The organism is Streptomyces sp. NPDC052040, assembly GCF_044548405.1.
GTDB lineage: Bacteria > Actinomycetota > Actinomycetes > Streptomycetales > Streptomycetaceae > Streptomyces.
In genome coordinates this window covers 449,075-472,554 of the sequence record NZ_JBIUBV010000001.1, presented here as the reverse complement: position 1 = coordinate 472,554, position 23,480 = coordinate 449,075, and the positions used below count along the sequence as shown (strand labels likewise).

Sequence of the window (23,480 nt, the reverse complement as noted above, 5' to 3'; positions counted from 1 at the left end):
AGGAGACTCATGTCCGGCCTCACCCGCGCCAGACCGGTGGTCGCCGCCGCCCACACGGCCACCGCGGCCGCACTGCCCGGAGCGGTCGGCGCCACGGCGCGGATCGTCGGCCGGGGCGCCACCCCGGAGAAGTGCGGCTCCTCCCAGCGGCTGCGCACCGCCACGGTCCCGGTCGTGCCGGACTCCAGCTGCAAGAGCTCCTACGGTTCGGACGGCGTCACGTCCGACATGGTTTGCGCCGGACACCCGTCCGGCGGCGTGGACACCTGCCAGGACGACAGCGGCGGTCCCCTGTTCATCGGGGGCGTCCTGGCAGGGATCACTTCCTGGGGCAACGGCTGCGCGGAGGCGGTGCACCCGGTGTCCGCACCCGGGTCACCACCGTCTCCTCGCCGGTGACCGCACCGGTCACCTCGTAGCCCCAGCAGGCTCCTGAGCAACCCTCAGGTAGAAGCCGGGGGGCGTTGCGGGCCTCCACGAGCGGTTCGCAACGCCCGGGCCGCAACCCACCCGGTGGGGTGGGGGGGGGGGGGGGGGCGGCCCCCCCCGCCCCCCCCCCCCCCCCCGCCCCCCCCCCCCCCCGCCGCCGCCCCCCCCCCCCGGCCCCCCCCCACGGCTCTTTTCCGGCCGCCGGACGCCCGAAGCCCCCATACCCCTCTCGCCCTCCCCCTCCTCACCCTCCCCCTTCTCACCGAATCCTGGGACGCACCTCACCACCGCACTGTTTGCCCGGTATATCCTGCCCGAGATCAGTAGACGTACGTTCGACCCGGGAGGCAGCCGCGATGTCCGAGCGCCGCGCCCGCCCAGCCGCCAACGGCCGCAGGCCGGTCTGGCGCCGAGCCCAGAATCCGACGACGCCACCGGCCGCGGACCCACCGGCCTCCCGGTCCGACCCGGCACCCCAGGACCCGGCGGAGACGGGCAGCGTCGTCCAGGCGGCCCTGTACCGGGACGGCGTCCGCATCTCCGCCCCCGACTCGCTGGCCGAGACCTTCCGCGAGCTGCGGGACGACCCGGACGGCATGGCCTGGATCGGCCTCGCCCGGCCCACCGAGTCCGAGCTGCTCTCCCTGGCGGCCGAATTCGATCTGCACCCGCTCGCGGTGGAGGACGCGCTGGAGGCCCACCAGCGCCCGAAGCTGGAACGCTACGGCGAGACGCTGTTCGTGGTGCTGCGTGCGGCCCGCTATCTGGACGCCCCGGAGGAGGTCGACTTCGGCGAGCTGCATGTGTTCGTGGGACCCGACTTCCTGATCACCGTCCGCCATGGCGCGGCCCCGGACCTGTCGGCCGTCCGCCGCCGTATGGAGGAGTCGCCGGAGCTGCTGAAGCTGGGCCCGGAGGCGGTGCTGTACGCGATCCTGGACGCGGTCGTGGACGGATACGCGCCCGTGGTCACCGGGGTGCAGAACGACATCGACGAGATCGAGACCGAGGTCTTCCGCGGCGACCCCGAGGTGTCCCGCCGCATCTACGAACTGTCCCGCGAAGTGGTCGAGTTCCAGCGCGCGACCCGCCCCCTGGTGGGCATGCTCCACGGCCTGATGGCGGGCTTCACCAAGTACGGCACGGACGACGAACTCCAGCGCTATCTGCGGGACGTCGCGGACCATGTCACCCACACCAGCGAACGCGTCGACGGCTTCCGCCAGGCCCTGACCGACATCCTGACGGTCAACGCCACCCTCGTCACCCAGCAGCAGAACGCGGAGATGCGCGCCCTGGCCGAGGCGGGCTTCGAGCAGAACGAGGAGATCAAGAAGATCTCCTCCTGGGCGGCCATCCTCTTCGCCCCGACCCTGGTCGGAACGATCTACGGGATGAACTTCACGGAGATGCCGGAGTTGCACTGGGCGCTGGGATACCCCTTCGCCATCGTCCTGATGGCGATCGTGTGCACCAGTCTGTTCTTCATCTTCAAGCGCAAGGACTGGCTCTGAGTCCTGGCCCCGTCCACGAGGTCCGGCAGGAGCCGTCCAGCACCCCGGCAGGCGCCTCGGCGGTGCCGGATACGCCGTCCGCCCGGGGGCGCGGCCCGGCGTCCGTCCCCTCGGGTGGCCCCGGCGCTGAGCCACCGCACCGCGGGCCGGGCGGCCACTAGGTTCGTCGGCGGATCACGGCCTGGCCGACACTCCGACACGGAAGTCCGACACGGAAGGACGGTGCCCACCATGGGTGCGTACACGATGCGGGTCCTCCAGCTCTTCGACCGCCTCGACACCGACAGGTCCGGCTACATCACCTCAAACGGCCAGCGGAAGGATCAGCGCCCGGAGACCGCGGTCACCGCGGACCTCGTGCGCAACCTCGTCACGGCCGCCGACGCCAACAAGGACGGCAGGGTGAGCAAGGACGAGCTGCTCGCGTACATCGAACGGGCCGTGGTCGGGAAGAGCGTCGACACGATCCCCGCCTATCTCACCGCGACCGCGGACGCGACCTTCCGCCTCATGGACACCGAGGGGAACGGGAAGGTCGGCAAGAGCGAGTTCGAGCAGTACCTCAAGGCCCACAACCTCTCGGCCGCCGACGAGTTCCCCAAGCTCGACCGTGACAACGACGGCTCGCTCACCAACGCCGACCTGCGCACCGCGATGCTTCACTTCCTCGCGTCCCCCGACCCGGCCCCCGAGCAGTGGCTCCTCGCCGTCTTCACCGACTGACACACCGGGCCACCTGGGAGCACACCCGCATCCATGCTCGAACTCAGATTTGACATCAAGGACATGGCGCATGTCCGGCACGGCATATCCCCGATCATGCACGTCATCGCGGGTATCGCATCATCGGAACACCACTGCGTCGGTGGCTCGCTCCGTCGTGATCGCTGGTGGCGCGGGGTGCGGCGGAACGTGCCGCACCGCGCCGCCCCGCTGCTCGACCTGATCAACGCCCACAGCGAGTCCGTCCCCGACTTCTTCTGCGCGGACGTGGACACCACCCGCCGACAGCTCACCGACGAACTCGACGCCCTGCTGGCCCTGCCCGAACCCCTCGTCCGGCGCGACCTCGCCTTCTACGGCTCCGCGCCCGGCCTGCCGCGCATCGTCCGGGAGATGCGCGACGGCGGGACACGGGAGCTACGGCGCATCACCGACGCCGTCTGGTCCTTCTTCCGGTCCTGCCTCGCCGCCGACTGGCCCGACATCCAGCGCCGCCTCCAGGCCGATGTCATGCACCATCTGCGGGTCTACGCCGAGGCGGGGCAGGGTGCCATGCTCGACGGTCTCCATGCGCACCTCTTCTGGCAGGACGACGGCACCCTGCGGTACGCGGCGCCCTGGCCCGTCCCCGCCCACGAACTGGGCGGCCGCGGGCTCGAACTACAGCCCAACCTCTTCCTCCAGGACGGCGTCGCCCTCCTGCTCGACCCGGACCGCCCGGCCATGATCGGCTACCCGGTCCGCAGGTCACCGGGCGCGGACACACCGGGGCCTCGCGCCCACGGGCTGCCCACCCTCATCAGCGCCGCACGGGTGCGCGCCCTGCACGCCGTAGGACTGTCCTCCTGCACCACGACGGAACTCGCCCGCCGCCTCGGCGTCACCGCGCCGACCGCGTCCGCGCACGCCGCCGCGCTACGCACCGCCGGTGTGATCATCACCGAGCGTGAAGGACGGCAGGTGCGTCACAGCCTCACCGCGCTCGGGCACGAGCTGCTGCTGAGCTGCGGGGAGCCCTGAGCCGACGGGCGGGGAGGATCGAAACCTGCGGTCCCGGGTCTCACCATTAGGCCCAGTGGCTAATAGCTGGTGGGCAACGCAGCGTTACCGCGATCCTGTCGTGTGCCAGAACGGCGCGGTCCGTGCCCGAGGGCTCCACGCACGATCGATGATCGAGGGTGTCCTCGGGGAGCCGCCTTCCGGATCCGGGACGTCGGCACCAGGCTGGTGACCACCGCCGACGACGGACGTCGTCCACACGTGCTCACCCGGACCATCGACGAGGCAGTGACCATGCCCGCGGGTCGAGCACGTCGTCGGACGGCTCACCGGCCAGGAGGGGACGGGACTGCCGGGAGCGGCGGCGGATGGGGAACCGAGTGATCATCTCGGGCAGTACGGAAAGCGAAGTCAATGAGCAAGATTCCACAAGGCCCGGCGGAGCCCACGCGGTTCCGGGTGCTGGGGGCCGTGACCGTCGAGGTCGGGGGCGACCGGGTCACGAGCGGGCCTCCTCAACGGCAGGCGGTACTGGCCGCGTTGCTGTTGCGGTGCGGAGCAGTCGTCTGTCTCGACCAGCTCCTCACCGATGTCTGGGGCGATGAGTCGCCACTCTCCGCGGCGCGGATCCTGCGCACGCATGTCTGGCAGATCCGGCGTCAGGTCGGGCCGGAACTGCTGGAGTCCGTGGGCGACGGCTACCGGCTCACGGTCGATCCCGAACATGTCGACGCCCATCGTGTGCAGGACTTGGTGAACAGTGCGGCGCAGGCGCAGCACGGCAGCCGGGTGGAGGAGTGTTCCCGGTTGCTCGCGCAGGCGGTGGCACTGTGGCACGGAGACCCCCTGGCGGGGGTGCCCGGCCCGTTCGCCGAGACCGAGCGCGAACGGCTGGGCGAACTGCGCTTCACCCTTCAGGAGAAGCGCATGGCCGTGGATGTCTCACTGGGCCGGTACGGCCGTGTGATCCCGGAACTCCTCGCGTTCACCCAGCAGCAGCCGTTCCGGGAGGGCCCCTACGGCTCACTCATGCGGGCGCTGTACGCCGCGGGGCGCCAGGCCGAGGCGCTGTCGGTGTTCGCACGGGCACGCCGGGTCCTGGGGGAAGAGCTGGGCATCGAGCCCGGCCCGCAACTGCGTTCGCTGCATGAACGGGTCCTGGCCGACGACCGCACGCTGGCCGCGCCGCATCTGCCCGAATCGCTGGCGGAACTCGCCTGTGAGGGCTGGTCGGTGAAGCGGACGCTCTCCCGGGCCGACGGGGGCGGCACGGTACGGCCCGCCCAACTGGCGCCCGATGTCAGCGACTTCAGTGGGCGCCGGACACTGGTGGCGGAACTGTGCGCCATCCTGGCCGAAGGGCCGCCGCACGCCCTGCCGGTCGTCTCGGTGAGCGGAATGGCAGGGGTCGGCAAGAGCACGCTCGCGGTGCATGTGGCGCATCGCGTCAAGGACCGCTTCCCCGGCGGCAGCCTCCATGTCGATCTCCGGGGCAGCAGAAGGGAGGCACTCGATCCGGGAGAGGCACTGGGCGGCTTCCTCACGGCACTCGGAATACCCGCGCACGCGGTCCCGCCGCAGTGTGCCGACCGGGCCCGGCTGTTCCGGAGCGTGCTGGAGGACCGGGCAGTCCTGCTGGTGCTCGACGACGCGCGGGACGCCGCCCAGATCGAGCCGCTGCTGCCGGGCTCGGCCCGGTGTGCGGTGGTGGTCACCACCCGGCGGCATCATCTGACCGGGCTGGCGGTGGTCCGGCACGCGCCCCTGGGCGTCTTCGGCATCGAGGAGTCCTGTGAACTGCTGGGCCGGATCGTCGGCGAGGAACGTCTCGGACGGGAGACACCGGCCGCGCGGCGGCTGGTGACCGCATGCGGAAACCTGCCGCTGGCGGTACGGATAGCGGGTTCCCGGCTGGCGGCACGGCCCGCGTGGGAAGTGGCGCACCTGGCGGACCGGCTGGAGGACGAGCGGCTGCGGCTGAGCGAACTGGGCCATGGACCCACCACGGTGACCGCCTCGTTCGCACGCAGTCACCGCCTTCTGAACGAGTGGCAGGACGACGCCCTGCGCCGCCTGGCCGCACTCGACGCGCCGCTGATCCGGCCCGGGGACGCCGCGACCGCTCTCTCCCTGTCCGGCGAGGAGACCCGGGCCCTGCTCGAATCCTTGACGGACGCGGCCCTGCTGGAGTCGGCGTCACCCGGCGACTACCGGTTCCACCCGCTCGTCCGCGCCTTCGCCCGGGCGCTGCCGCCCAGGATCCCCCGGGTCCGGTGCGTCACCGTGTGAAGGCCCGCTGCCGCCGCGGCCTGCTGCCCCAGTACAGCAGGCCGACGGCCAGGAGGGTGAACGCGGCGAGCTTGATCCATTCCGCGCCGAAGTCGCCGTCCATCGAGTAGCCGCCGGGGAACAGACGGGCCGGGCCGTCCGCCCGGGCGCCGAAGAAGGGGCCGGGGCCGAAGCCGAGCACCCAGGTGAGCGACGCCAGGAAGTTGTTCACCGACTTCTCGTGCCGGAAGCCGAAGCAGTAGCCGAGAGCCGTGCCCAGCAGCAGGAAGACCACCAGCATCCCGGTCGCCGTCGCCAGGTGCGCGAGGCGCTGGGCGAGAGGAAGCGGGGCGAGGAGGAGCAGAACGGTGAAGAGGGCGAAGGGGGGAAGTGCCTCCACCGGGCTGGTGAGCAGCCGGGCCCGCAGCCCACGGGAGGGGCGCAGCAGGAACTCCTCCGCGACCCCGGCCATCAGCTCCACCTCCCAGGTACCGACCGCTGCCGACAACGCGGTCAGCGGGATGAAGTAGCCGTACTGAAGGGTCAAGGTGGTGAGATCGAGTGCGTGGCCGTCCGCGGTGGTGAAGATCGCGAAGAGCAGCAGGATGTTGAGCAGGCTCAGCGGGGCGACTCTGAGGAGGAACTGAGAGGCGCCCTCCTGCCGTATCCGGCTGACGAGCAGCAGACGGGCCAGACCGCGGGTGTTCACAGCGCCGCCCGCCCGTCGACGAGGTTGCGTTCGATGCTGCGGTGCAGTCGGCCGCGGCAGGTCAGCCACACCGCGCAGGTCCACAGGGACACGGTGGCGAGGAACATCGGCACCGCAACGGCGGCCCGGGTGCCCGACGCGTAGGCGATGACCCAGCCCGTCGGCAGCAGCCGGGCCGTCTGCTGGGCGCCGGGGAAGGGCACTACCGACAGGCCGACGACGAGCAGGGCCAGCCGGAACCAGGGGACGGCGGCGGACGGGCGGGTGAACTGGCAGAGCAGCAGGGTGCATTGATGGCAGATCGCGGCCAGACACACATAGAGCATGGCGACAAGGAGCAGGGTCCTCGGCCCGAGCACGGAGGGAAAGGCCACCGCCGCACCGGCGAACGGCACACAGAGCGCCGGGGACATGACGACCGCGCAGGCGACCGACCGGAGGCCCAGCAGCCGTCCGAAGGAGACCTGCCCGAGCAGGACGTTCTCCATGGTGCCGTAGCGGAACTCGTTCTGGACGCTGGACATCGCGGACAGCAGGACGATGGTCACGCAGGTGAGCAGGGCCGCCCGGCACGCGAGCACCAGGGCGTGTTCCGGCCCGGTCGCCCGCCGGGCCAGCGCGAGGGTGAGCACCGCGGTCTGCAACGTGATGCCGATCAGGAACGAGGAGGTGGCCCGGCGGTCGATCCACTGCACCCGGACCAGCAGGAGGGCGAAGCGCGTCATACGACTCGCCCCTCCTTCAGCACCAGGGTGCGGGCGTCGGTCCGGTGCAGGAACTCCCGGTCGTGGCTGACGATCACCTTGGTCCGGTCCGGGGTGTTCCGCAGCAGGTCCTCCAGCAGGCGTACCCCGTCGGTGTCGAGGCCGTTGGTGGGCTCGTCGACGATCCACAGGGCCGAGGGCTCAAGCAGCAGCCGGGCCAGGTGCAGACGCTGGCGCATGCCGAGGGAGAACCGCGCGTAGAGGACGTCGGCCTGGTCCGCGAGCCCCACCCGGTCCAGCAGGCCGCCCGCCTGGCCGGAGGTGAGGCTGCCGCCCTTGAGCCCGGAGAAGAAGCGGAGGTTCTCCGCCGCGGTGAGCCGGGGGTAGAAGCCGAGCGGGGCGCCCGCGGAATAGTTGACATCGGCCCGGTACGCGGCCGGGACGGCACCGATCGGCTGGCCCCGGTGGCGCAGTTCCCCGGCGGTCGGGCGCAGCAGGGTGGCGAGGATCTTCAACAGGGTGCTCTTGCCCGATCCGTTGCCGCCGACGATGCTCAGCGTCTCCCCTTCGTGGACCTCGGCGCTCACCCCCCGCAGCACCGGAACGGGGTCCGGCCCGGCCGCGTGGGGGTAGGCGTACCAGAGGTCCGCCAGTTCCAGCAGGGGGCTCACTCCTGGGTCTGCCGTTCCACCCAGGTGGTGCGCCTGCGCAGTTCGAGCGGCACATGGTCGGCGTAGCGGGCGCCTTCCGGGTCCGGGGCGGGCTCCTCGCCGCGCTCCAGATAGAGCGGTACGTCCTCCGCCGGCGGCTTGACGCACAGGTTCTGGTCGTCGTAGGCCCGCAGGATGATGCGGCGTTCCCGGGGAAGCCCGGCGGCCCATCGCGGGTCGGTGATGACCCGGTCGCTGGCGACCAGCCAGGACGGGCCGTACTCCAGGAAGATGTTGCGGCGGGTGGTCCGGCTGTGGTTGGCGTCGACACGGTGCCACAGGCCGCCCCACATGAGCGTCATGGCACCGGCCTTGACCGTCAGGCGCTTCTCCTGCGGGTGGGGTTCATGGGTGTGGTACTGCGGCAGGTGGTCCCAGCGGTGGCTGCCCGGGATGTAGACGAGGTTGCCCATGTCCTTCTCGGGCAGCGCGGTGAGCCAGTAGCCCACCTTGATGCGCAGGGGCACACGGTTGCCGAACACACTGAAGGGCAGCAGCCTGGGGCCGTCGAAGTGCCAGTTGTTCCGGATGGTCTGGCCGGGTTCGCGCCGGAAGAACTCGCTGGAGAGGAGCTTCAGCATGTCTCCGTAGACATCGAACATCCGCCCGATGTGCTGCGGATGGTCGATCAGCGGCACGAACCGGTCGTCCAGGGCGACGATGTTCCCCTGGCGCGTCTTGGTGGCGTGGGTGTCGACGATGTCGCGCAGTGCGGTGATCTCGGAGGCGCCGAGGACGTCTTCGAGGATCAATATGCCGTCGCGTTCGAAGGTCTCCCACTCGTCGCGGTCGAATCCGGGGGGAGCGGGGATCGGTGCTGTCACTTCGTCTTCCTGGGGCGAGTCGAGTGGGTACGGCGCAGGGTGCGGGGGGGCTTCCCGGGCGTCGTCAGTCCAGCGGCAGTGCGCGGATCCCGGCGAACGGGGTGACCGTGGTGTCGAGATGGTCGGCCGTCTCGAACAGGCCGATGGCGGACATGGGGAGCCGCGCACCCGCCTCGGCGGCGAACACACACGGCAGCACCTGCTTGCGCTCGGCCACCCCCGGCTCCCCCTGCGCGCGTACGTGCTTGTGGGTGTGGATGAGGATCGGCATGAAGCCGCCGCCGAGGAAGCTGCCGCGCTGGATGACGGCGCCGCCGACGCAGTCCACGACGCACCCCTTCCCCAGGACGGCGTCCCGGCCCAGATAGAAGTAGGACGGGTAGGCGGCGGTGCCGTGCTCGACGTGGAACACCCCCGCGCCCAGGCCGATGATCGACCGGCCCGAGGTCCGCAGGACCGCACGGTAGAAGGCGATCAGCGCCGGTCTGACCGTCGCGTCGGGAAGCTTGAACTCCGGGCAGAGCAGAACGATGCGGAGCAGTTCGGCGAGCGTCAGCTCGGCACCCGGCACCTCGCCGGTCGGGACCACCTGGTCCCAGGGCACCAGGTAGTCCCGCGCGTCGACCATGTCGCAGCCGGTGTCCTCGGCGATGAGCTGCTCGGCCCGCGCGCTCAGATGGGACGACGCCAGGGCCTCGGGGCGGTTGCCGCTCTCGCGCAGACCGCCCGCCAGGACCCGGGCCGCGAGCAGCGAACGGGTCTCGCGCGTCCTCAGTTCGGCGGCGCGGGCCAGCAGGGCGAGACGCTGCTCCACCTGGCCGGGAATGTCGAAGAGGTGATCGATGCCGTCGGTGCGGATCAGGGCCTTGGCGCGCAGGTCCCGCATGCGCGGGGACACCGCGTCGGCGGCGGCCTCCTCCAGGAGCGCGCGGTGGTCCTCGAACCCGGCCGCCAGCAGCCGTTCGGCGGCCAGTGCCCGGTAGTCGTAGGGCAGCGAGGCCGACGTGGACAGCACGATCCGTACGAGCAGGGACCGGTAGCCGGTGAGGTCGAGCGCGGTCGCGGCCAGCTCCAGCGACAGATACGGCGAGCCGTCCCCCTGCTGGTGGATCCAGCTCTCGCCGTAGGGGGACTCGAAGCAGCAGGCGGCGGCGAACAGTTCGCGTGCCCGGGCGTCGTCCCGGAGCGCGTGGTGGATCCGCTCGCGGTGCGTCTCCACTCCGGCGGCTCCGTCGCCCAGCTCGTAGAAGAGGTCGGGGCTGAGCCGCAGCAGGGTGGAGAGGTCCGAATCCGGCGTCATCGTCATGTGGTTGCTCCGTTCATGTCTCCGGCGAGTGCCGCGGGATGCGGCACCGTCGCCTCGTACGGGCCGAGTTGTGCGGCCAGCCTTGCCATATGGGCGTGTTCTGCCTGGTAGAGGCGGTTTGTGCCGCCGTTCGGCGAGGTCAGTGCGCGCAGTTGGGCTGCGAGCGCGGTCGCGAGCTGGTTCTCGGCCACCGTGGTGACGTCCACGCCGGTGCCCGTGGAGACCACCACCGCGTGCGTGTTCTTGTAGGCGTCCCTGGCCGCGTAGTACGGCTCGTACACCAGGCAGCACCGTGTGCCGGAGGCCAGTTCGACGTCGGCGAAGCGGTAGCGCAGATCGGTCCCGTACCCGATGGCCCCCGTCGCGATCTCGTGCCGCACGGCCGCGGAGGCGAAGTAGGGACCGGCGAGCCGCGGGAAGCCCACCCGGCCGCACATGGATGAGTACAGTTCGATGTCCGGGAGCCCTCGCCCGGCGACGCCGACCCGCACCTCGCGTGTGATGCGCGGCCCGGGCGTGTCCAGATACGCGCGGTAGTCCTCGGGGCTGAGGAGTTCCCGCAGGATGGCCAGCATGTGGAACCACTCGTAGCCGACTTCGCCGTAGTCGTTGTCCACGAAGCGGCCCGCGGCGACGTCGGACAGCCGGTTCTTGGTGAACTCGACGGTGATCCGCGCGATCGGATCGGACGCGCTCAACCGGAGTACGGTCCCGGCCAGATGGCGCACGGGAGCGCTGTGGGCGTAGACGTTGTTGACCACTACCCGGGCACCGGGATGCTCGTCCAGCGTCCGGGTGAGGGCGGCGAGTTCCGACGGGATCACGGCCGGCTTCTCCAGCAGCACCCGCGCCGCGGGAGCACGGGTGAGGATCTGCCGGAGCGTCCGCAGATGCAGGCGGGTCGGCGTCGAGACGACCCAGGCGTCGATCCGTGCCACCAGTGCGTCCGGCAGCTCGCGGACGTCACGGAAGTCCGCGTCCGCCGCGCGGTCGACGGTGACCGTCCGATGTCCGGCCGCACGCAGGTTCCCGGCATGGAGCCGACCGATCCTGCCGATTCCGATAATCGCGACTCTCATCCCCGCTTCACCTGGGGGAGGTACCCTGAGCGACCGCGTCGCTCAGCGTGTGCTGCGTGGTGAACAGGCGGAACTGCGGCGCCTTTCCGGCGGCCGTGGCCAGCTCGACGAGTTCGACGGGGCGCACGGTCAGCTCGTCCAGCTTGACCGTCCCGGCGAGTTCACCCCTCAGTTCCTCGGCCGTACGCGCTCCGTCCGCCGGGTCGACGGGGACGATCAGCACCTCCAGCCGTCCGGCCTCCTGCTGACGCACCTGCCAGCGGTGCAGCGGTGTGCGGTCCAGGACGGCGCGCACCCGTTTGACGTTGACGAGGGTGCCGTCGGCGTCCGCGATCAGCGCCCGCTTGCGGCCGGCGAGGCCGGTCATCCGGGCGTGCGGACGCCCGCAGGGACACGGCTCGTGCAGCAGCCGCACCCGGTCACCGGGCCGGTAGCGCAGCAGTGACATCGCGCGGTTCGTCAGGGAGCTGATCAGGATGTGCGAGTCGTCGTCGACCGACACCGCGAGCCGCTCCTCCTCCACGTGGTAGGTGCCCGGGCTCTGCGGGCACTCCCAGCCCACCCTGCCGAACTCCTGTAGCCCGTACTGGTCGTAGTGGGGGCACCCGAAGACCTGGGTGATCGTTTCGCGGGTGCCTGCGTCAAAGCTGTCGCCATGGGTGAACACCGCCGACAGCTTCGGCAGGCGCAGCATTCCCTCCTGCTGCCGCAGTGCGGCCAGCAGCACCTCCAGCGGCTGGCCCCACAGGATGTCGGGCTTGAAGTCCGCGCACAGGCGCTCCAGATGGAGGGTGTCCCGCGGGGAGAGAGACGACACGTTGATGCGGAGCACCAGGGCGCCCCCCAGGTAGTGCATCGTCTCGAAGGCCACCGGCGCATGGGCCGGGTCGGCGGTCGCGCGGATCATACGGAGGCCGGGGCTCAGTCCGTAGGCCGCGAGGAAGCGCAGGTTGGTGGCGGCCGACTCGGTGAGCCGGGAGTCGTCGTGGGTGATCCAGACCGGGTCGCCCGTGGTGCCCGAGGTGTGGACCCGCAGCTCGTCCCAGGCGTCCACCAGCCCGGTCGTGACCGCCTCGGGCGAGTGGCGCAGCACCTCCTTCTCCAGGACCGGCAGCCCGGCAAGGACGGATTCCGCCTGCTCCGGAAGGACCGGCGTCTTCGCGAGGTGCGGGGCGAAGTAGGAGGTGAGGGCGGCGCGGTGCAGCGCACCGGCCAGCCGTTCGCGCCGGATCAACTCCAGCGTCTCCCGGTCGTATTCGCCGGGCAGGTACACCGTCTGAAAGAGCCGCCACCCTTCACCCACTGCCGCCGCGGTGCGCAGGCTGGCGTTGTGCCACCAGTGGTGACCAGTCATCATCTCTCCGTCGTTCTCGACACCGGCCACCGGGGAGGCTCGGCGAGCAGCAGTGCCCTGACAGGCAGTGCGCAGGCCAGGCGCGGGCCTTCGAGTGGAGGCCCGCACCTGCCGCGTCATGGGCCGACTCAGGCGGCCTCCTTCAGGGTGATGGTCATCGAAATTCACCTCCTCCGGCTCATCGGGGGCGCTTGTTCCCCCCGACACGCAGAAGCTTCGCCCACGCCGATCCGCGGCCGGTCTACGCGCGTTCCGCAGCTGATATACGGCTGCTGCGGGCAGCCGTCCGGCGGGGGCGCGGTCTGCGGTGCGGGCTCGGGAGGGGGTGGGGTGGGGGCGGGAACGGGGGTGGGGGTGGGGCGGGGCCGACCTGCTTCCGCGAGGCGATGTCCGGCGCACCAGGGCGCGGGCACGAGGATTGCCGTCAGGACCTTGAGTTGCCCGTCCGGTCCGTGAGTTGCCTGTCAGGGCCTTGAGTTGCCCCTCGGGGCCTTGGCCGGAACTCGCGTACCGCTGCGGTCGGCTTCATCCCTAGGGTGCGGGCACCGGTACCGGCCACGACGGCACCGGCAGCAGACAGGGCCGCACGGCATGCCGCCCGGAAGTGCTGCTGTACCGCCGGACCGCGCACACCCCTTCCCTCTGGAGAGGACCTCGCCATGCCGAACACCGTCCCGTCCCCCGCCCGCACCAGAGCCCGCGGCTCCCTGCACAGAGCGATCGGCGTCCTCTCCGGCGCTGCGGCGCTCGCTGCGGCCGTCCTGCTCCCGGCGGGACCGGCCGCCGCCGCGACCGCCACCCCGGCCCCGAGGTCGACCGAGTTGACCGTCATCAGCGCCGTGAACCTCGACGCCTACTGCCGCTCGGTGGGACACCCCAACGCCGTCCAGAACTCCGCGAGCGCCTCCGGCTGGTCCTGCAACGGCGGCGGCCCGGTGAACATCACCTCGGCGTGCCAGTACCAGTACGCGGACGCGGTGGCCAAGGGCATCGGTGTCTACGAGGAGCACGAACGCTCCGGCCCCACGGGATGGGTGTGCCAGGGGGCGGTGAACAAGCGGATCGACCTGAGCGGCGGCCTCGACCTGTCCGGCTACTGTCACTCCGTCGGGCTGGGGGACGCCTACAACGCGGTGCACAACGTGGACGGCTGGATGTGCGGCAACGGCGGCGCCGGTGCGCGCATCGATCTGAGCGCGGCCTGCCGCTACCAGAACCCCGGCTATGCGCAGGCCGGTTACGCCGTTGTGCACGGCTACCGGGACTTCACATCCTGGACCGGCATCGGCTGCCTGGCTCTTGCGTGACCGCACGCTGCGGCGATGCCGCCACGCTCTCCGCGCAACGGCACGGGGAGCGTCCGGCGGCGCGCGCCGGTGCAACTGTTCAAACTACCGGGGCAGTACGGCAGCATCTCCGAGCGCAGCCCCACTCCTGAAGGTCCGAAAATCGCCGCATCATGCGACGTCGGTGTGGGGAGATACGGGCGGTCATGAACAAAAGGTGACCAGGGGGGCACGTGGGGTGGAAACAGGCGTTCGACGATGCGATGAGGGAACTGCGGGAGGGCCGGAAGCAACTCGACCGACTCGATGATCCGACGGTCGGGCTGTCGGCGTTGCGCGGAGAGATCACACAGAGCCGTCTGAAGATCCTTGAGGCCGTCCAAGGCGGCGTCACCGGGCTGCGTGAGGAGAACCGCGAAGTACGCCGCCGCCAGGACCGGTTGATCAACGACCTGAACGACACCCGGGCTGAACTGCGGCAGCTTCTTGATCTTGCCGACGTCCTGCGCAACGCCGATCCGCTTCCGAGCAGCGTCGGCCGAGGCGAATCATCAGCCACCGGCGATGGGCCGTCCACCCCCTCACCGAGAGCGGAGGACGTACTGCCCGCTGACTCCGCCGCATCGACCGGGCACACGCCGGGCTCCGAGTCCGCAGCCGACACTCACCCTCGCACCGAGCCCGGCACCGATGAGCAGGGGGACACCATGACGACCATCGACCAGCAGCCGCAGCCCCTGTCCGGCAGCGGCGGCAAGGATCTCGTCCTCAAGCAGGCGATCGAGTCCGCCTACCGCGGCACGCAAGCCCCGGCAGGGGCCGCGGCCGCCGCGCCGCAACCGTCCAGCACCGGTCCCGAAGATCCGCGCATCGCCCACGGACTTCTGCTGCTGCGAGCCGCCGGTGTCGCCTCCGCCGAACTCGTCGCGCACCGCGACACCTGGGAGTGGCTCGCCGCACGGGCCGTCCACCACGGGCACTTCCGTACCCCGCCCGCGGTGGAGGACATCAAGGAGGGCCGCGTTCGCACTGTCCTGTCCGGACGTACCCTCATCGCCCTGCTGATCGAGCTGTGGAACACCCGCTCCGACGCCACCCCATTGGAAGGCGACTGGGCCCTGGCGACGACCTCCTACCGCCGCATCGAGGCCGAACTCACCGACGTCACCGGTCAGGGCGAAACGATCAGCATCGTCCTGGACGACGGCACGGCCCACGACCCCGGCGACTGACAACGAGCGGTAAGGGCAGACAAAGGCGGTCCGGTCCGCTCACCGGGCCGCCTCCCTGCGCGGACCGTCGCCATACGTCGGCTGACGTGGGGCTTCCTCGTAGTCGTCCGGTGAGCCGCTCTCACCCGAGAGCACATTCTTGCCGGTCATCGCGGGCCTTCGTACGGTGTGCACACATCCGACGTAGGCACGGGAGTTTGAAATGGCCATTCTCAAGACATACGCCCGGCTGTGGAGCGAGGACCTGGACAAGGCTCTGCCGCCGCTGGTCGAACTGGTCGGTGAGGACGTGCACATCCGGTTCAGCATCGGCGGGGTGGAGGTGGGCGCCATAGGCAACTTCCTGGTGATCGCAGGGAGCAGAGCCGCTGCCGCCGAGCTTCCCGACGCAACCGCGACGGTCGTCGTCAGTGACCTCGCCGAGGTTCAGGCGTTACTTGCCTCATTCGGCGGCGAGGTCACCTACGGCCCCGTGGAAGGGCCTACGGGCTCCTACCTGTTCGCTCGGCACGCGGACGGCTGCCAAGTCGAGTACGTCCAGTGGAAGCCCGAGCTCCAGGCGAAAATCATCGGGGGAGACCGGTAAGACCTGGCGCCCGGAATCGGCGCGCCGGGTTCCGGATGACCTGAGACCCCGCGCCCTCGGTCGGTCAGCATTCCGTGCCGACACGGCGCATGCGGGCCGCCAGGAGCTCGCCGCCTCCCTGGAGCTGCCGCTGACGACGGTGGTCGCCAGTGTCCACGAGCCGTCCGACTTCTCCGGTCTGCCCATCGTCGGCGACGACCCCGCGGTGTAGGGGGTGCCGATGGCGCCGCCGGAATGGGCCGTTGAGCTGGTGCTGGCCGGGCGGGGGCTGCTCTTCCTGGACGAACTCTCCACGGCCACCCCGGCCGTCCAGGCCGCACTGCTCCGGGTCGTACTGGAGCGGAGGGTCGGGGCGCTGCAACTGCCGCCGGGAGTACGGATCGTGGCCGCGGCCAATCCGCGGGCGTCGGCGGCGGACGGATGGGAGCTGAGCCCGCCGCTGGCGAACCGGTTCGTGCATCTGCACTGGGTGCACGACCGGGAGGTGGTGGTACGCGGGCTGGGCGGCGTCTGGCCGCGGGCGGAGCTGCCCCGGCTGGCTCGGTGGTGGCCGCCGTCGGTGCGCGGCCGCGGCAGGAGCGGTGGGAGGCGGCCTGGGCGGTCTTGGTCCGGGCCTGCGAGACCGGCGCCCCGGACCTGCTGGTCGCCCCGGCGACGGCGCTGGCTGCGCTGCGGCGCGATGACTGGGAGGTGCCCGCGGCGGTGGAGCGGCTGACCGAGGTGATCGGCCTCTCCCGGCGGGCGGAGGGGTCGGTGCGGCGGGCAGCGGCATCGGCGAGCGCCTCGCGTACGGCGACAGGGGCGGGCCGATGAAGGGTGCCGGAAGGCTGCCGGCCACCCCGTTCCCCGTGCCCCGGCCCGCGCCGCCGCGCACGGGGCGGCCCGGCATGGCCGACGTGGCCGACGTACCGGAGTCGTCGGGTGGAGGTCCCCGACTCCCGCTGGACATGGCGAAGTTGCTGTCCGCCCGGCTGCACGCGGTGCAGGTCCGCCCCTATCTGGCCGACGCGCTCTTCGCGCTGCATGTGGTGGAGGACCGGTCGGTGCCGACCATGGCGGTGGACTCGTACTGGCGCTGCTACGTCTCCCCCGGCTTTGTGGCGCGGACCCCGGTGGAGGAGTTGGCGGGTGTCTGGGTGCACGAGGTGTCCCACCTGCTGCGCGACCACCACGGCCGGGATGAGGTGTATGCACGCGAGCACGAGGAGTACGGTCCGGGCGCGCGGCTGCGGCGGAACATCGCCGCCGACTTCGAGATCAACGACGACATCTACGGTGACGGGCTGCCCCTGCCCGCCGGGGTGGTACTGCCGTCGCTGCTGAGCCTGCCCGAAGAGCTGCTGACGGAGGAGTACTTGGGGATGGTGTCGATGTCCGCGATCACTCCCGAATTGGCCTGGCTGGACTGCGGCAGCGGTGCCGACGGACAGGAACGGCCGTGGGAACTGGGGCCCGACGGTGGGCAGGGGCTGAGCAGACAGCAGCGGGACGCCGTACGCTTCCGAGTCGCCGAGGGCATCAAGGGACGGCCCGGCGACGCGCCGGAGGGATGGCGCCGATGGGCGGAGGAGGCGTTCCATCCGCCGCAGCCGTGGCGGCAGTTGCTGGGGGCAGCGGTCCGTTCGGCGGCCAGCGCGCCGGGGGCGGGCGAGGACCACAGCTACCGGCGTCCGTCCCGGCGCTCGGCCGGTGTCCCCAAGGTGGTGCTGCCGAGTCTGCGCCGTACGCCACCCCGGGTCAGCGTGGTGATCGACACCTCCGGGTCGGTGAGCGACGCCGAGCTGGGCAGTGCGCTGCTGGAGGTGGCGGCGATCTCACGGGCGGTGGGCGGCCGACGCGATCTGGTCTCGGTGATCTCCTGCGACGCGGCGGCCGGGGTCGCGGTACCGCTCTGCCGCGCGGAGAACATCGCACTCGTCGGCGGTGGTGGTACGGATCTGCGCTCCGGTTTCGCCCGGGCGCTCAGATCCCGCCCCCGCCCGGATGTGATCGTGGCCCTGACGGACGGTCAGACTCCGTGGCCCTCCGCACCACCGCCGTGCCGCACCGTGGTCGGACTCTTCCCGCGCCGCACCCGCCGCGTGGACGAGGAGAACCCCGACTACGTCCCGGACGGCCCACCGCCGTGGGCACGTGTCGTCACCATCGGCTGAGCCCCGGGCAGCGTTCACCTGCCGCGGTCCGGACGCGGGGGCGGTGCGATGCCCTGGCTCAGTGCCTCCAGGGCCTGGACCTGATCCTTGTCGACGTCTACCGCCGCCATGGACCCGTCGGAAAAGTGCAGGTCTACACGTTCCGAGAGCGATGTGTGCCGGACTTCGACGCTTCGAAGCTGTTCCGGCAGTATCTCGCCCAGACACTGGGCTTCCCGATGCTGACGCTCGGGTGGAAGATTGCTGGGCCGTGGCCCCCTGGCAAAGGTCGTCTCCATCACCAGGATCCTGGATTCGGTGAAGACCATGATCGCATCTTTGTTGTCATAGTTGCTCGAGGAGCGGGTGCGAGGTCCCGTGCGCACAGCGATCGCGAACTGGCCCGCCAGGCTCTGCCATCCGCCCTTGAGACCGGCCCCGCGCACGACACGCCGAATGGTGCGGGTGATGCCGAAATCGACGAACTCAAAGGCTTCCGCGATCGAGAGGACGGCCTCGAAGGCACCGGCCATCGCACCGAGTACGCCTGTTGCGTGCTTGCCGGGCCGCACCTTGCGGGGCAGTCTGCGGCGGATCAGAGTGCTCAGCTCCACCTTGACGATCCCGAGCAGCCGCTCATGCGGATGCAACCACGGTGCAACCAACGGCGCATAGGAGCCGCCATCCCACATGCGCGGTTCGAAGACGGGCTCCGGCGGGCCGTACTGGTGGGCTTTCATCCGAAGTCCTCCTCGATGCGTGTTTTCGGTACACGGTAGGGAGCCTCGTCCCTGCGGCCGTCGAGCTGGCCGGTCAGGGCATCAACGGCCGTGTCCTTGCTCAGCTCGTCGGTGACCGCGCTCACCGGGCCGTCGGCGCCGATCACCGCTCCGATGCCGCCTGCGACGACGCCCTTCGGGACGCCGAACACGGCCTGGGTGGCACGGGCGGCCGCGAAATCCCCGAGGTTCGCCAGCGACGGGGAGCGGACCATCCGCCCGGCAATCTTGGCCTGGTTGATCCCACCGCCGAACTTCTTCACAGCGTGCGCCGCCTTCAGGCCGTCCTTGATCGTCCGGAAGGACTTGCCGGACTCTTTGATCTTACGGACCGCCGCCTGCAAGTCCTCCAGGGTCTTCGCCAGATCGGTGGAGACCTGTTCCACCCGCTTGATGAACACGGTGATCTCGGCATCCGCCACGAGGGCGTCGGCCGCGGTCGCGAGGCCGAGGGTCAGGATGTCGATCGCGACCATCGCGGCGAGGGAGACGATCAGTGCCTCGATCGCCTCCCGGATGATCTCGATGATCAGGTTCTCGGCGAGCTGGCAGGCGGCCGCCGCCTGGCTGATGATCTGCGCGACCTCGTCCATGTCCTTGGCGGTGCCGTCGATGGCCTCGACCACCTGGCCCATGTGCGTGCCGAACGCGTTGGACGCGGTGCCTTCCCACTGCCCGGCGAGCGTGCCGCCGCCCTCGCGCAGCGCGGTGCTCACCGCCCGCATCGCTTTCGCCTGGGCCTGCCACTCCTGGGAGGCCGCGGTGAGTCCGGCGAGGTTGCCGGTGACCTCCTCCAGCCTGTCCATCAGCCCGGTGGAGTCGAGGGCCGCCTTGACGAGGCTGTCCAGACCCGCGTCCAGGCCGTCCGCGACGGGATTGTCGATCTGCGGAAGGGGGATCATCGGTTCCTCGATGAAGTCCCGCGTCCACTTGTACGCGTCGCCGATCTGCTGGAACGTGCCGCCGTTCACTGCCCGCCCCCGAACGAGGCCTCGATGTGCGCGTCCTGGCTCTCGTAGTTCGCCGCCGTGGTCCGCAGGCCCTCGCAGGTGTCGTGCAGCAGCTCCAGCAGGTCGGCGAAGTTCTCCCGCTCGGCCTGCACATGTTCCTGGTAGGCCTCGTAGAGGTTGTGTGCGTCCGGCAGTTTGCCGAAGTCCTCCGACGACAGGGGCACCGACTCCAGCCTCGGCCAGATCTGCGCGAGCTGGTCGGTCTGGTCCTGGATGACCTGCTCGTAGGACGTCAACGCGCCCGGATGGACCCGGAATCCTTGTTCCACCGCAGCTTCCCCGCATCGCCCCTGATCGCACAACCGACGCGCCATCATACGTGCGGGGTGTCGGTCAGGTTGAAGCGCTCATGCCTGCTCCACCCCGACCGCCTCGGCGTCGGATCGCGGAGCGGAGGCGGGGAGGGTGAAGGTGATGCGGGTGCCGGGGCCGGGGGTGGGGTCGAGGGCGATGGTGCCGCCGTGGTGTTCGACGATCTTCTTGCACATGGCGAGGCCGATACCGCTGCCGGGATAGCGGTCCTTGGTGTGCAGGCGCTGGAAGATGACGAAGATCCGGTCGGCGTACTCGGGGTCGATGCCGATGCCGTTGTCGGTGACCGTGAACCGCCACAGGCCGTCCTGCTCCGCCGCGGCGACGTGGATCTCGGGCAGCCGGTCGGGGTCGCGGAACTTCACCGCGTTGGAGATCAGGTTCTGCCACAGCATGCCGAGCTGGGTGGAGTCCCCGACGACGGACGGGAGGCCGTCGCGGGTGACCCGGGCACCGGCTTCCGCGATGGAGATGCTGAGTGTGTCCAGGGTCTGGTCGACGAGGGCGTTGAGGTCGACGGCGTCGTGGTCGTTGTGGACCCGGCCTATCCGGGAGAAGGCGAGAAGGTCGTTGATGAGGGTCTGCATACGGTTCGCGCCGTCCACCGCGTAGCCGATGTACTGGTCGGCGCGGTCGTCGAGCTGGCCCGCGTAGCGCCGTTGCAGAAGCTGGGTGAAGCTGGAGACCTTGCGCAGGGGCTCCTGGAGGTCGTGGGAGGCGATGTAGGCGAACTGCTCCAGCTCGGTGTTGGAGCGTTTGAGGTCGGCGGCCTGCTCGTCCAGGAGGCGGCGGTGCTGCTCACTGGTGGCGAGTTCATCGGCGAGACGGCGGCGCATGGACTCGATGTCCGCGCCGAGACCGCGCAGGTCGGCGGGGCCCGAGGCAGTGATGCGGTGGGCGAAGTCGCCGCGGGTGACCCGGCCCGCGTCGGTGCTGAGCCGGGTCAGCGGGTCGGTGACACCGCGCCGCAGCCCCTCGAACACGGCGACCGCCATCCCCGCGATGACCAGGGCGATCGCAAGGAAGACCCCATTGCGCAGGCGCTCGGCACTCCGCAGGTCGTCCACCGCGGACATACGGGAGTCGAGGAGGCGGTTCTGCTGGGCCGTCATCGCCTGGCGCAGGCGGTCGAACAACGACTTGCCCTCGGCGGCCCGGTCACCGGCGAGCTTGACGGGGGCACCGGCGGGGGCGGCGGCGACGGGAGCAGCAATGCGCTGCTGCCAGGCTTGCGCGCGGCTGAGGACGGTGCGCAGGTCGGCGAGGTCGCGGGGGTGCCCGGCCAGGAGGTCGTCCAGGCGCGCTGTGGCCGTCTTCTGGTCGCGGAGCCCCTGCTCGTACGGCTCCAGGAACTGCCGCTCGCCGGTCAGGCCGTATCCGCGGCTGCCGGTCTCCTGGTTGACCAGCGCCGCTTCCAGCCGCACGGAGTTGGTCAGCGCGGGCGAGCGCCGGTCGACCAGTTCCCCGGTGATCGAGGTGGCCCGGTCCATGGCCCAGACGCCCACGCCGCCCAGGAGGACCAGCAGAACGAGGGCCACCCCCATGCCGTGGCGCAGCCAGCGGCGGGTGGTCCAGGTCGAGGGGCCGGCTCTGCGGGGAGCCGGTTCCTGCGCTGCCGTCATCGCGAATACTCCTTGGTGTCCGGATGGCCGCTGCGCCCTGCGTGCGGCGAGGACACTCTAGCGCCACGACAACGCATGTTGTCATCCGCGCGGGACTGCCCCTAAAGTGTGCGCATGCCAGGCATCCATTTCTCGCTCCGGATGGCCGACGCAGAGATCGCCGAGCTCGCCGCCCGTGAGGTCGCTGACCTCGTCGGTCGGCTTCTTCCCGAGGTCTTCGAGCCCGTGTCCGGGCCGGTGGCGCACTCACCCGAGCAGGCCGAGGCCCTGGCGCACCTCCATCTGCTCACCTATCTCCAGCAGGCCGTGGACCAGCTCGAGGCCAAGGCCGCCCATCAGGCGGCCGACGCCGGAGCCGGCTATCCGCAGATCGGCAGAGCCTCCAACTTGACGAGGCAGGGTGCCCGCCGCCGGTGGCCGGGCCTGCTCAACCAACCGCCGTCCCCCGCAGACCCCCCAGCACCCTCCGAGCCCGGGAGCCCCCGATGATGATCGCCCCTGTCCGTCCCTACGATGTGCTGCTGGTGGAGGACGACGAAGCCGATGCCATGCTCATCGAGGACGCGCTCCTGGCCCGCGGCGGCACCCGCACTCTGACCAAGGTCCACGACGGCGTCGCCGGTCTCGACTACCTCCGCGATCCCGCCAACCCCCGGCCGGACCTGATCGTGCTCGACCTCAACATGCCCCGGATGAACGGCCGTGAGCTGCTCGCCGTCATCAAGGGGGACCAGGATCTGCGCGCGATCCCGGTGGTCGTCCTCACCACCTCGTCCGCACCCGACGATGTCACCGGCGCCTACCGGCAGCACGCCAACGCCTATGTCACCAAGCCGGTCAACCTCGAGGACTTCGAACGTGCGGTGCAGAGCATCGACACCTTCTATCTCGAAACCGTCACCCGGCTGCCGCGCGGCTGACGGAACAGCTGCTTCTTCGACTTCGGCTTGGGTTTCAGGAGGGGAGAGATCGTGACGTTCGCCATCAGGTCCGCACAGACCCGCGGCGCCGCGCTTCCGGAGGTGGGCGACGCCTCCGGGGTGGCACCGAAGGACGCCCGTGAGCTGTCGAAGCTCTTCTTCGAGCGGCTGACCGTACTGGAGGAGGGCACGCCCGAGTACCAGTACGCGCGCAACACGCTGATCGAGATGAACATGTCCCTGGTCCGCTTCGCGGCCGGGCGGTTCCGCAGCCGCGGGCCGCAGGAGATGGAGGACATCGTCCAGGTCGGCATGATCGGCCTGATCAAGGCGATCGACCGGTTCGAGCTGTCGCGCGAGGTGGAGTTCACCACGTTCGCCGTGCCCTACATCGTCGGCGAGATCAAGCGTTTCTTCCGGGACACCTCCTGGGCCGTGCACGTGCCGCGCCGCCTCCAGGAGGCCCGGGTCCAACTGGCCAAGGCCACGGACGAGTTGAGCAGTCGGCTGGGCCGCACTCCGACGACCGGGGAGCTGTCCGAACTGCTCTCCCTGTCCGAGGAGGAGGTGGTGGAGGCCCGCCTCGCCGCCAACGGCTACAGCTCGGCCTCCCTGGACGCCACGATCGGCGGCAGCGAGGACGGCGAGACCGTGCTCGCGGACTTCATCGGGTCCGAGGACGCGGCGCTGGGACTGGTGGAGGACTTCCACGCGCTGGCCCCGCTGATCGCCGGGCTCGACGAGCGCGAGCGGCGGATCATCCATCTGCGGTTCGTGGAGGAACTCACCCAGGCCCAGATCGGGGAGCGTCTCGGCGTCTCGCAGATGCATGTCTCGCGCCTGCTGACGCGCACCCTCGCCCGGCTGCGGACGGGGATGCTCGCCGCCCACTGACGACCGCCCGCGATCGCCCGGTCCCCCGAAGTCCGCCGCCCCGCGGCGGACTTCGTCGTTTCCGGGCCGGACTTCGGCGTTGCCGGGG

22 protein-coding genes and 2 pseudogenes are annotated in these 23,480 nt (G+C 70.6%); 13 read left to right on the top strand and 11 right to left on the bottom strand.

Features of this window, described 5'->3' with window-relative positions; translation table 11 throughout:
* Nucleotides 1-81 precede the first annotated feature (81 nt).
* From ACIHAA_RS01935 to ACIHAA_RS01915, 5 genes and pseudogenes are all read left to right on the top strand, one after another.
* A pseudogene (locus ACIHAA_RS01935) lies at nt 82-419 on the top strand (trypsin-like serine protease); the annotation flags it as partial.
* Nucleotides 420-785: 366 nt separating this feature from the next.
* The gene (locus tag ACIHAA_RS01930) at nt 786-1,943 is read left to right on the top strand and encodes a magnesium and cobalt transport protein CorA (RefSeq protein ID WP_399811743.1); all 1,158 of its coding nucleotides are present in this window, start codon (nt 786-788) and stop codon (nt 1,941-1,943) included.
* 231 nt (nt 1,944-2,174) lie between these two features.
* Nucleotides 2,175-2,666: an EF-hand domain-containing protein gene (locus tag ACIHAA_RS01925; RefSeq protein WP_399811740.1), complete on the top strand. Its 492-nt coding sequence runs from the start codon at nt 2,175-2,177 to the stop codon at nt 2,664-2,666.
* A gap of 33 nt (nt 2,667-2,699) precedes the next feature.
* On the top strand, nt 2,700-3,686 hold the full coding sequence (locus ACIHAA_RS01920; RefSeq protein WP_399811737.1) for a winged helix-turn-helix domain-containing protein: 987 nt from the start codon (nt 2,700-2,702) through the stop codon (nt 3,684-3,686).
* Nucleotides 3,687-4,079: 393 nt separating this feature from the next.
* Nucleotides 4,080-5,954, top strand: coding sequence for a BTAD domain-containing putative transcriptional regulator (locus ACIHAA_RS01915; protein ID WP_399811735.1), 1,875 nt, complete (start codon nt 4,080-4,082; stop codon nt 5,952-5,954).
* Here the strand turns inward: ACIHAA_RS01915 and ACIHAA_RS01910 are convergent.
* From ACIHAA_RS01910 to ACIHAA_RS01880, 7 genes are all read right to left on the bottom strand, one after another.
* Nucleotides 5,944-6,642 carry a hypothetical protein gene (locus ACIHAA_RS01910; RefSeq protein WP_399811732.1) on the bottom strand — a complete coding sequence of 233 codons (699 nt, stop codon included), beginning with the start codon at nt 6,640-6,642 and terminating at the stop codon, nt 5,944-5,946. The genes ACIHAA_RS01915 and ACIHAA_RS01910 overlap by 11 nt on opposite strands.
* A complete protein-coding gene (locus tag ACIHAA_RS01905) occupies nt 6,639-7,367 on the bottom strand; it encodes a hypothetical protein (RefSeq protein WP_399811730.1) in 729 nt (242 codons plus the stop codon). The genes ACIHAA_RS01910 and ACIHAA_RS01905 overlap by 4 nt, the downstream gene beginning before the upstream one ends.
* The gene (locus ACIHAA_RS01900; protein ID WP_399811728.1) at nt 7,364-8,017 is read right to left on the bottom strand and encodes an ATP-binding cassette domain-containing protein; all 654 of its coding nucleotides are present in this window, start codon (nt 8,015-8,017) and stop codon (nt 7,364-7,366) included. The genes ACIHAA_RS01905 and ACIHAA_RS01900 overlap by 4 nt, the downstream gene beginning before the upstream one ends.
* Complete coding sequence (locus ACIHAA_RS01895; protein WP_399811725.1) at nt 8,014-8,880, bottom strand: phytanoyl-CoA dioxygenase family protein; 867 nt, start codon at nt 8,878-8,880, stop codon at nt 8,014-8,016. The genes ACIHAA_RS01900 and ACIHAA_RS01895 overlap by 4 nt, the downstream gene beginning before the upstream one ends.
* A gap of 64 nt (nt 8,881-8,944) precedes the next feature.
* Entirely contained in the window at nt 8,945-10,186 is a 1,242-nt protein-coding gene (locus tag ACIHAA_RS01890) for a hypothetical protein (protein ID WP_399811723.1), read from the bottom strand.
* Entirely contained in the window at nt 10,183-11,265 is a 1,083-nt protein-coding gene (locus ACIHAA_RS01885; protein ID WP_399811721.1) for a Gfo/Idh/MocA family oxidoreductase, read from the bottom strand. The genes ACIHAA_RS01890 and ACIHAA_RS01885 overlap by 4 nt, the downstream gene beginning before the upstream one ends.
* Nucleotides 11,266-11,272: 7 nt before the next feature.
* Nucleotides 11,273-12,622, bottom strand: coding sequence for a phenylacetate--CoA ligase family protein (locus tag ACIHAA_RS01880; RefSeq protein WP_399811719.1), 1,350 nt, complete (start codon nt 12,620-12,622; stop codon nt 11,273-11,275).
* Between the two features lie 656 nt (nt 12,623-13,278).
* Between ACIHAA_RS01880 and ACIHAA_RS01875 the strand changes: the two genes are divergently transcribed.
* From ACIHAA_RS01875 to ACIHAA_RS01855, 5 genes and pseudogenes are all read left to right on the top strand, one after another.
* Nucleotides 13,279-13,926 carry a hypothetical protein gene (locus tag ACIHAA_RS01875; protein ID WP_399811716.1) on the top strand — a complete coding sequence of 216 codons (648 nt, stop codon included), beginning with the start codon at nt 13,279-13,281 and terminating at the stop codon, nt 13,924-13,926.
* 212 nt (nt 13,927-14,138) lie between these two features.
* Nucleotides 14,139-15,137 carry a hypothetical protein gene (locus ACIHAA_RS01870; RefSeq protein ID WP_399811714.1) on the top strand — a complete coding sequence of 333 codons (999 nt, stop codon included), beginning with the start codon at nt 14,139-14,141 and terminating at the stop codon, nt 15,135-15,137.
* A 202-nt stretch (nt 15,138-15,339) separates the two neighbouring features.
* Nucleotides 15,340-15,723, top strand: a complete 384-nt coding sequence (locus tag ACIHAA_RS01865; protein ID WP_399811712.1) for a VOC family protein — start codon at nt 15,340-15,342, stop codon at nt 15,721-15,723.
* Between the two features lie 91 nt (nt 15,724-15,814).
* Nucleotides 15,815-16,536 (top strand): annotated as a pseudogene (locus tag ACIHAA_RS01860) (sigma 54-interacting transcriptional regulator); the annotation flags it as partial.
* Nucleotides 16,537-16,670: 134 nt separating this feature from the next.
* Nucleotides 16,671-17,876, top strand: a complete 1,206-nt coding sequence (locus tag ACIHAA_RS01855; RefSeq protein WP_399813682.1) for a VWA-like domain-containing protein — start codon at nt 16,671-16,673, stop codon at nt 17,874-17,876.
* Nucleotides 17,877-17,890: 14 nt separating this feature from the next.
* Here the strand turns inward: ACIHAA_RS01855 and ACIHAA_RS01850 are convergent, their stop codons facing one another.
* The 4 genes from ACIHAA_RS01850 to ACIHAA_RS01835 all read right to left on the bottom strand — a co-directional run bounded on the left by ACIHAA_RS01850 (nt 17,891) and on the right by ACIHAA_RS01835 (nt 21,578).
* The gene (locus tag ACIHAA_RS01850; protein WP_399811710.1) at nt 17,891-18,595 is read right to left on the bottom strand and encodes a hypothetical protein; all 705 of its coding nucleotides are present in this window, start codon (nt 18,593-18,595) and stop codon (nt 17,891-17,893) included.
* A complete protein-coding gene (locus ACIHAA_RS01845; RefSeq protein WP_399811707.1) occupies nt 18,592-19,605 on the bottom strand; it encodes a WXG100 family type VII secretion target in 1,014 nt (337 codons plus the stop codon). The genes ACIHAA_RS01850 and ACIHAA_RS01845 overlap by 4 nt, the downstream gene beginning before the upstream one ends.
* Nucleotides 19,602-19,913 carry a hypothetical protein gene (locus tag ACIHAA_RS01840; protein WP_399811705.1) on the bottom strand — a complete coding sequence of 104 codons (312 nt, stop codon included), beginning with the start codon at nt 19,911-19,913 and terminating at the stop codon, nt 19,602-19,604. The genes ACIHAA_RS01845 and ACIHAA_RS01840 overlap by 4 nt, the downstream gene beginning before the upstream one ends.
* A gap of 78 nt (nt 19,914-19,991) precedes the next feature.
* Nucleotides 19,992-21,578, bottom strand: a complete 1,587-nt coding sequence (locus ACIHAA_RS01835) for an ATP-binding protein (protein WP_399811703.1) — start codon at nt 21,576-21,578, stop codon at nt 19,992-19,994.
* Nucleotides 21,579-21,692: 114 nt separating this feature from the next.
* On the opposite strand from ACIHAA_RS01835, the gene ACIHAA_RS01830 reads away from it, so the two are divergent.
* Genes ACIHAA_RS01830 through ACIHAA_RS01820 form a run of 3 tightly spaced genes read left to right on the top strand, consistent with a single transcriptional unit; the run spans nt 21,693 to nt 23,392 of the window.
* The gene (locus ACIHAA_RS01830; protein ID WP_399811701.1) at nt 21,693-22,067 is read left to right on the top strand and encodes a hypothetical protein; all 375 of its coding nucleotides are present in this window, start codon (nt 21,693-21,695) and stop codon (nt 22,065-22,067) included.
* Complete coding sequence (locus ACIHAA_RS01825) at nt 22,064-22,498, top strand: response regulator (protein WP_399811698.1); 435 nt, start codon at nt 22,064-22,066, stop codon at nt 22,496-22,498. Before ACIHAA_RS01830 ends, ACIHAA_RS01825 begins: the two co-directional genes overlap by 4 nt.
* 51 nt (nt 22,499-22,549) lie before the next feature.
* Nucleotides 22,550-23,392 (top strand): RNA polymerase sigma factor SigF, encoded by an 843-nt coding sequence (locus ACIHAA_RS01820; protein ID WP_399811696.1) that lies wholly within the window; start codon nt 22,550-22,552, stop codon nt 23,390-23,392.
* Nucleotides 23,393-23,480 lie beyond the last annotated feature (88 nt).

Bases quoted from the DNA above. Each gene is read 5' to 3' on its own strand.
- ACIHAA_RS01930 (WP_399811743.1), top strand. From the start codon at position 786: ATGTCCGAGCGCCGCGCCCGCCCAGCCGCCAACGGCCGCAGGCCGGTC.
- ACIHAA_RS01925 (WP_399811740.1), top strand. From the start codon at position 2,175: ATGGGTGCGTACACGATGCGGGTCCTCCAGCTCTTCGACCGCCTCGAC.
- ACIHAA_RS01920 (WP_399811737.1), top strand. From the start codon at position 2,700: ATGCTCGAACTCAGATTTGACATCAAGGACATGGCGCATGTCCGGCAC.
- ACIHAA_RS01915 (WP_399811735.1), top strand. From the start codon at position 4,080: ATGAGCAAGATTCCACAAGGCCCGGCGGAGCCCACGCGGTTCCGGGTG.
- ACIHAA_RS01905 (WP_399811730.1), bottom strand. From the start codon at position 7,367: ATGACGCGCTTCGCCCTCCTGCTGGTCCGGGTGCAGTGGATCGACCGC.
- ACIHAA_RS01890 (WP_399811723.1), bottom strand. From the start codon at position 10,186: ATGACGATGACGCCGGATTCGGACCTCTCCACCCTGCTGCGGCTCAGC.
- ACIHAA_RS01885 (WP_399811721.1), bottom strand. From the start codon at position 11,265: ATGAGAGTCGCGATTATCGGAATCGGCAGGATCGGTCGGCTCCATGCC.
- ACIHAA_RS01880 (WP_399811719.1), bottom strand. From the start codon at position 12,622: ATGATGACTGGTCACCACTGGTGGCACAACGCCAGCCTGCGCACCGCG.
- ACIHAA_RS01875 (WP_399811716.1), top strand. From the start codon at position 13,279: ATGCCGAACACCGTCCCGTCCCCCGCCCGCACCAGAGCCCGCGGCTCC.
- ACIHAA_RS01865 (WP_399811712.1), top strand. From the start codon at position 15,340: ATGGCCATTCTCAAGACATACGCCCGGCTGTGGAGCGAGGACCTGGAC.
- ACIHAA_RS01855 (WP_399813682.1), top strand. From the start codon at position 16,671: ATGGCGAAGTTGCTGTCCGCCCGGCTGCACGCGGTGCAGGTCCGCCCC.
- ACIHAA_RS01850 (WP_399811710.1), bottom strand. From the start codon at position 18,595: ATGAAAGCCCACCAGTACGGCCCGCCGGAGCCCGTCTTCGAACCGCGC.
- ACIHAA_RS01835 (WP_399811703.1), bottom strand. From the start codon at position 21,578: ATGACGGCAGCGCAGGAACCGGCTCCCCGCAGAGCCGGCCCCTCGACC.
- ACIHAA_RS01830 (WP_399811701.1), top strand. From the start codon at position 21,693: ATGCCAGGCATCCATTTCTCGCTCCGGATGGCCGACGCAGAGATCGCC.
- ACIHAA_RS01825 (WP_399811698.1), top strand. From the start codon at position 22,064: ATGATGATCGCCCCTGTCCGTCCCTACGATGTGCTGCTGGTGGAGGAC.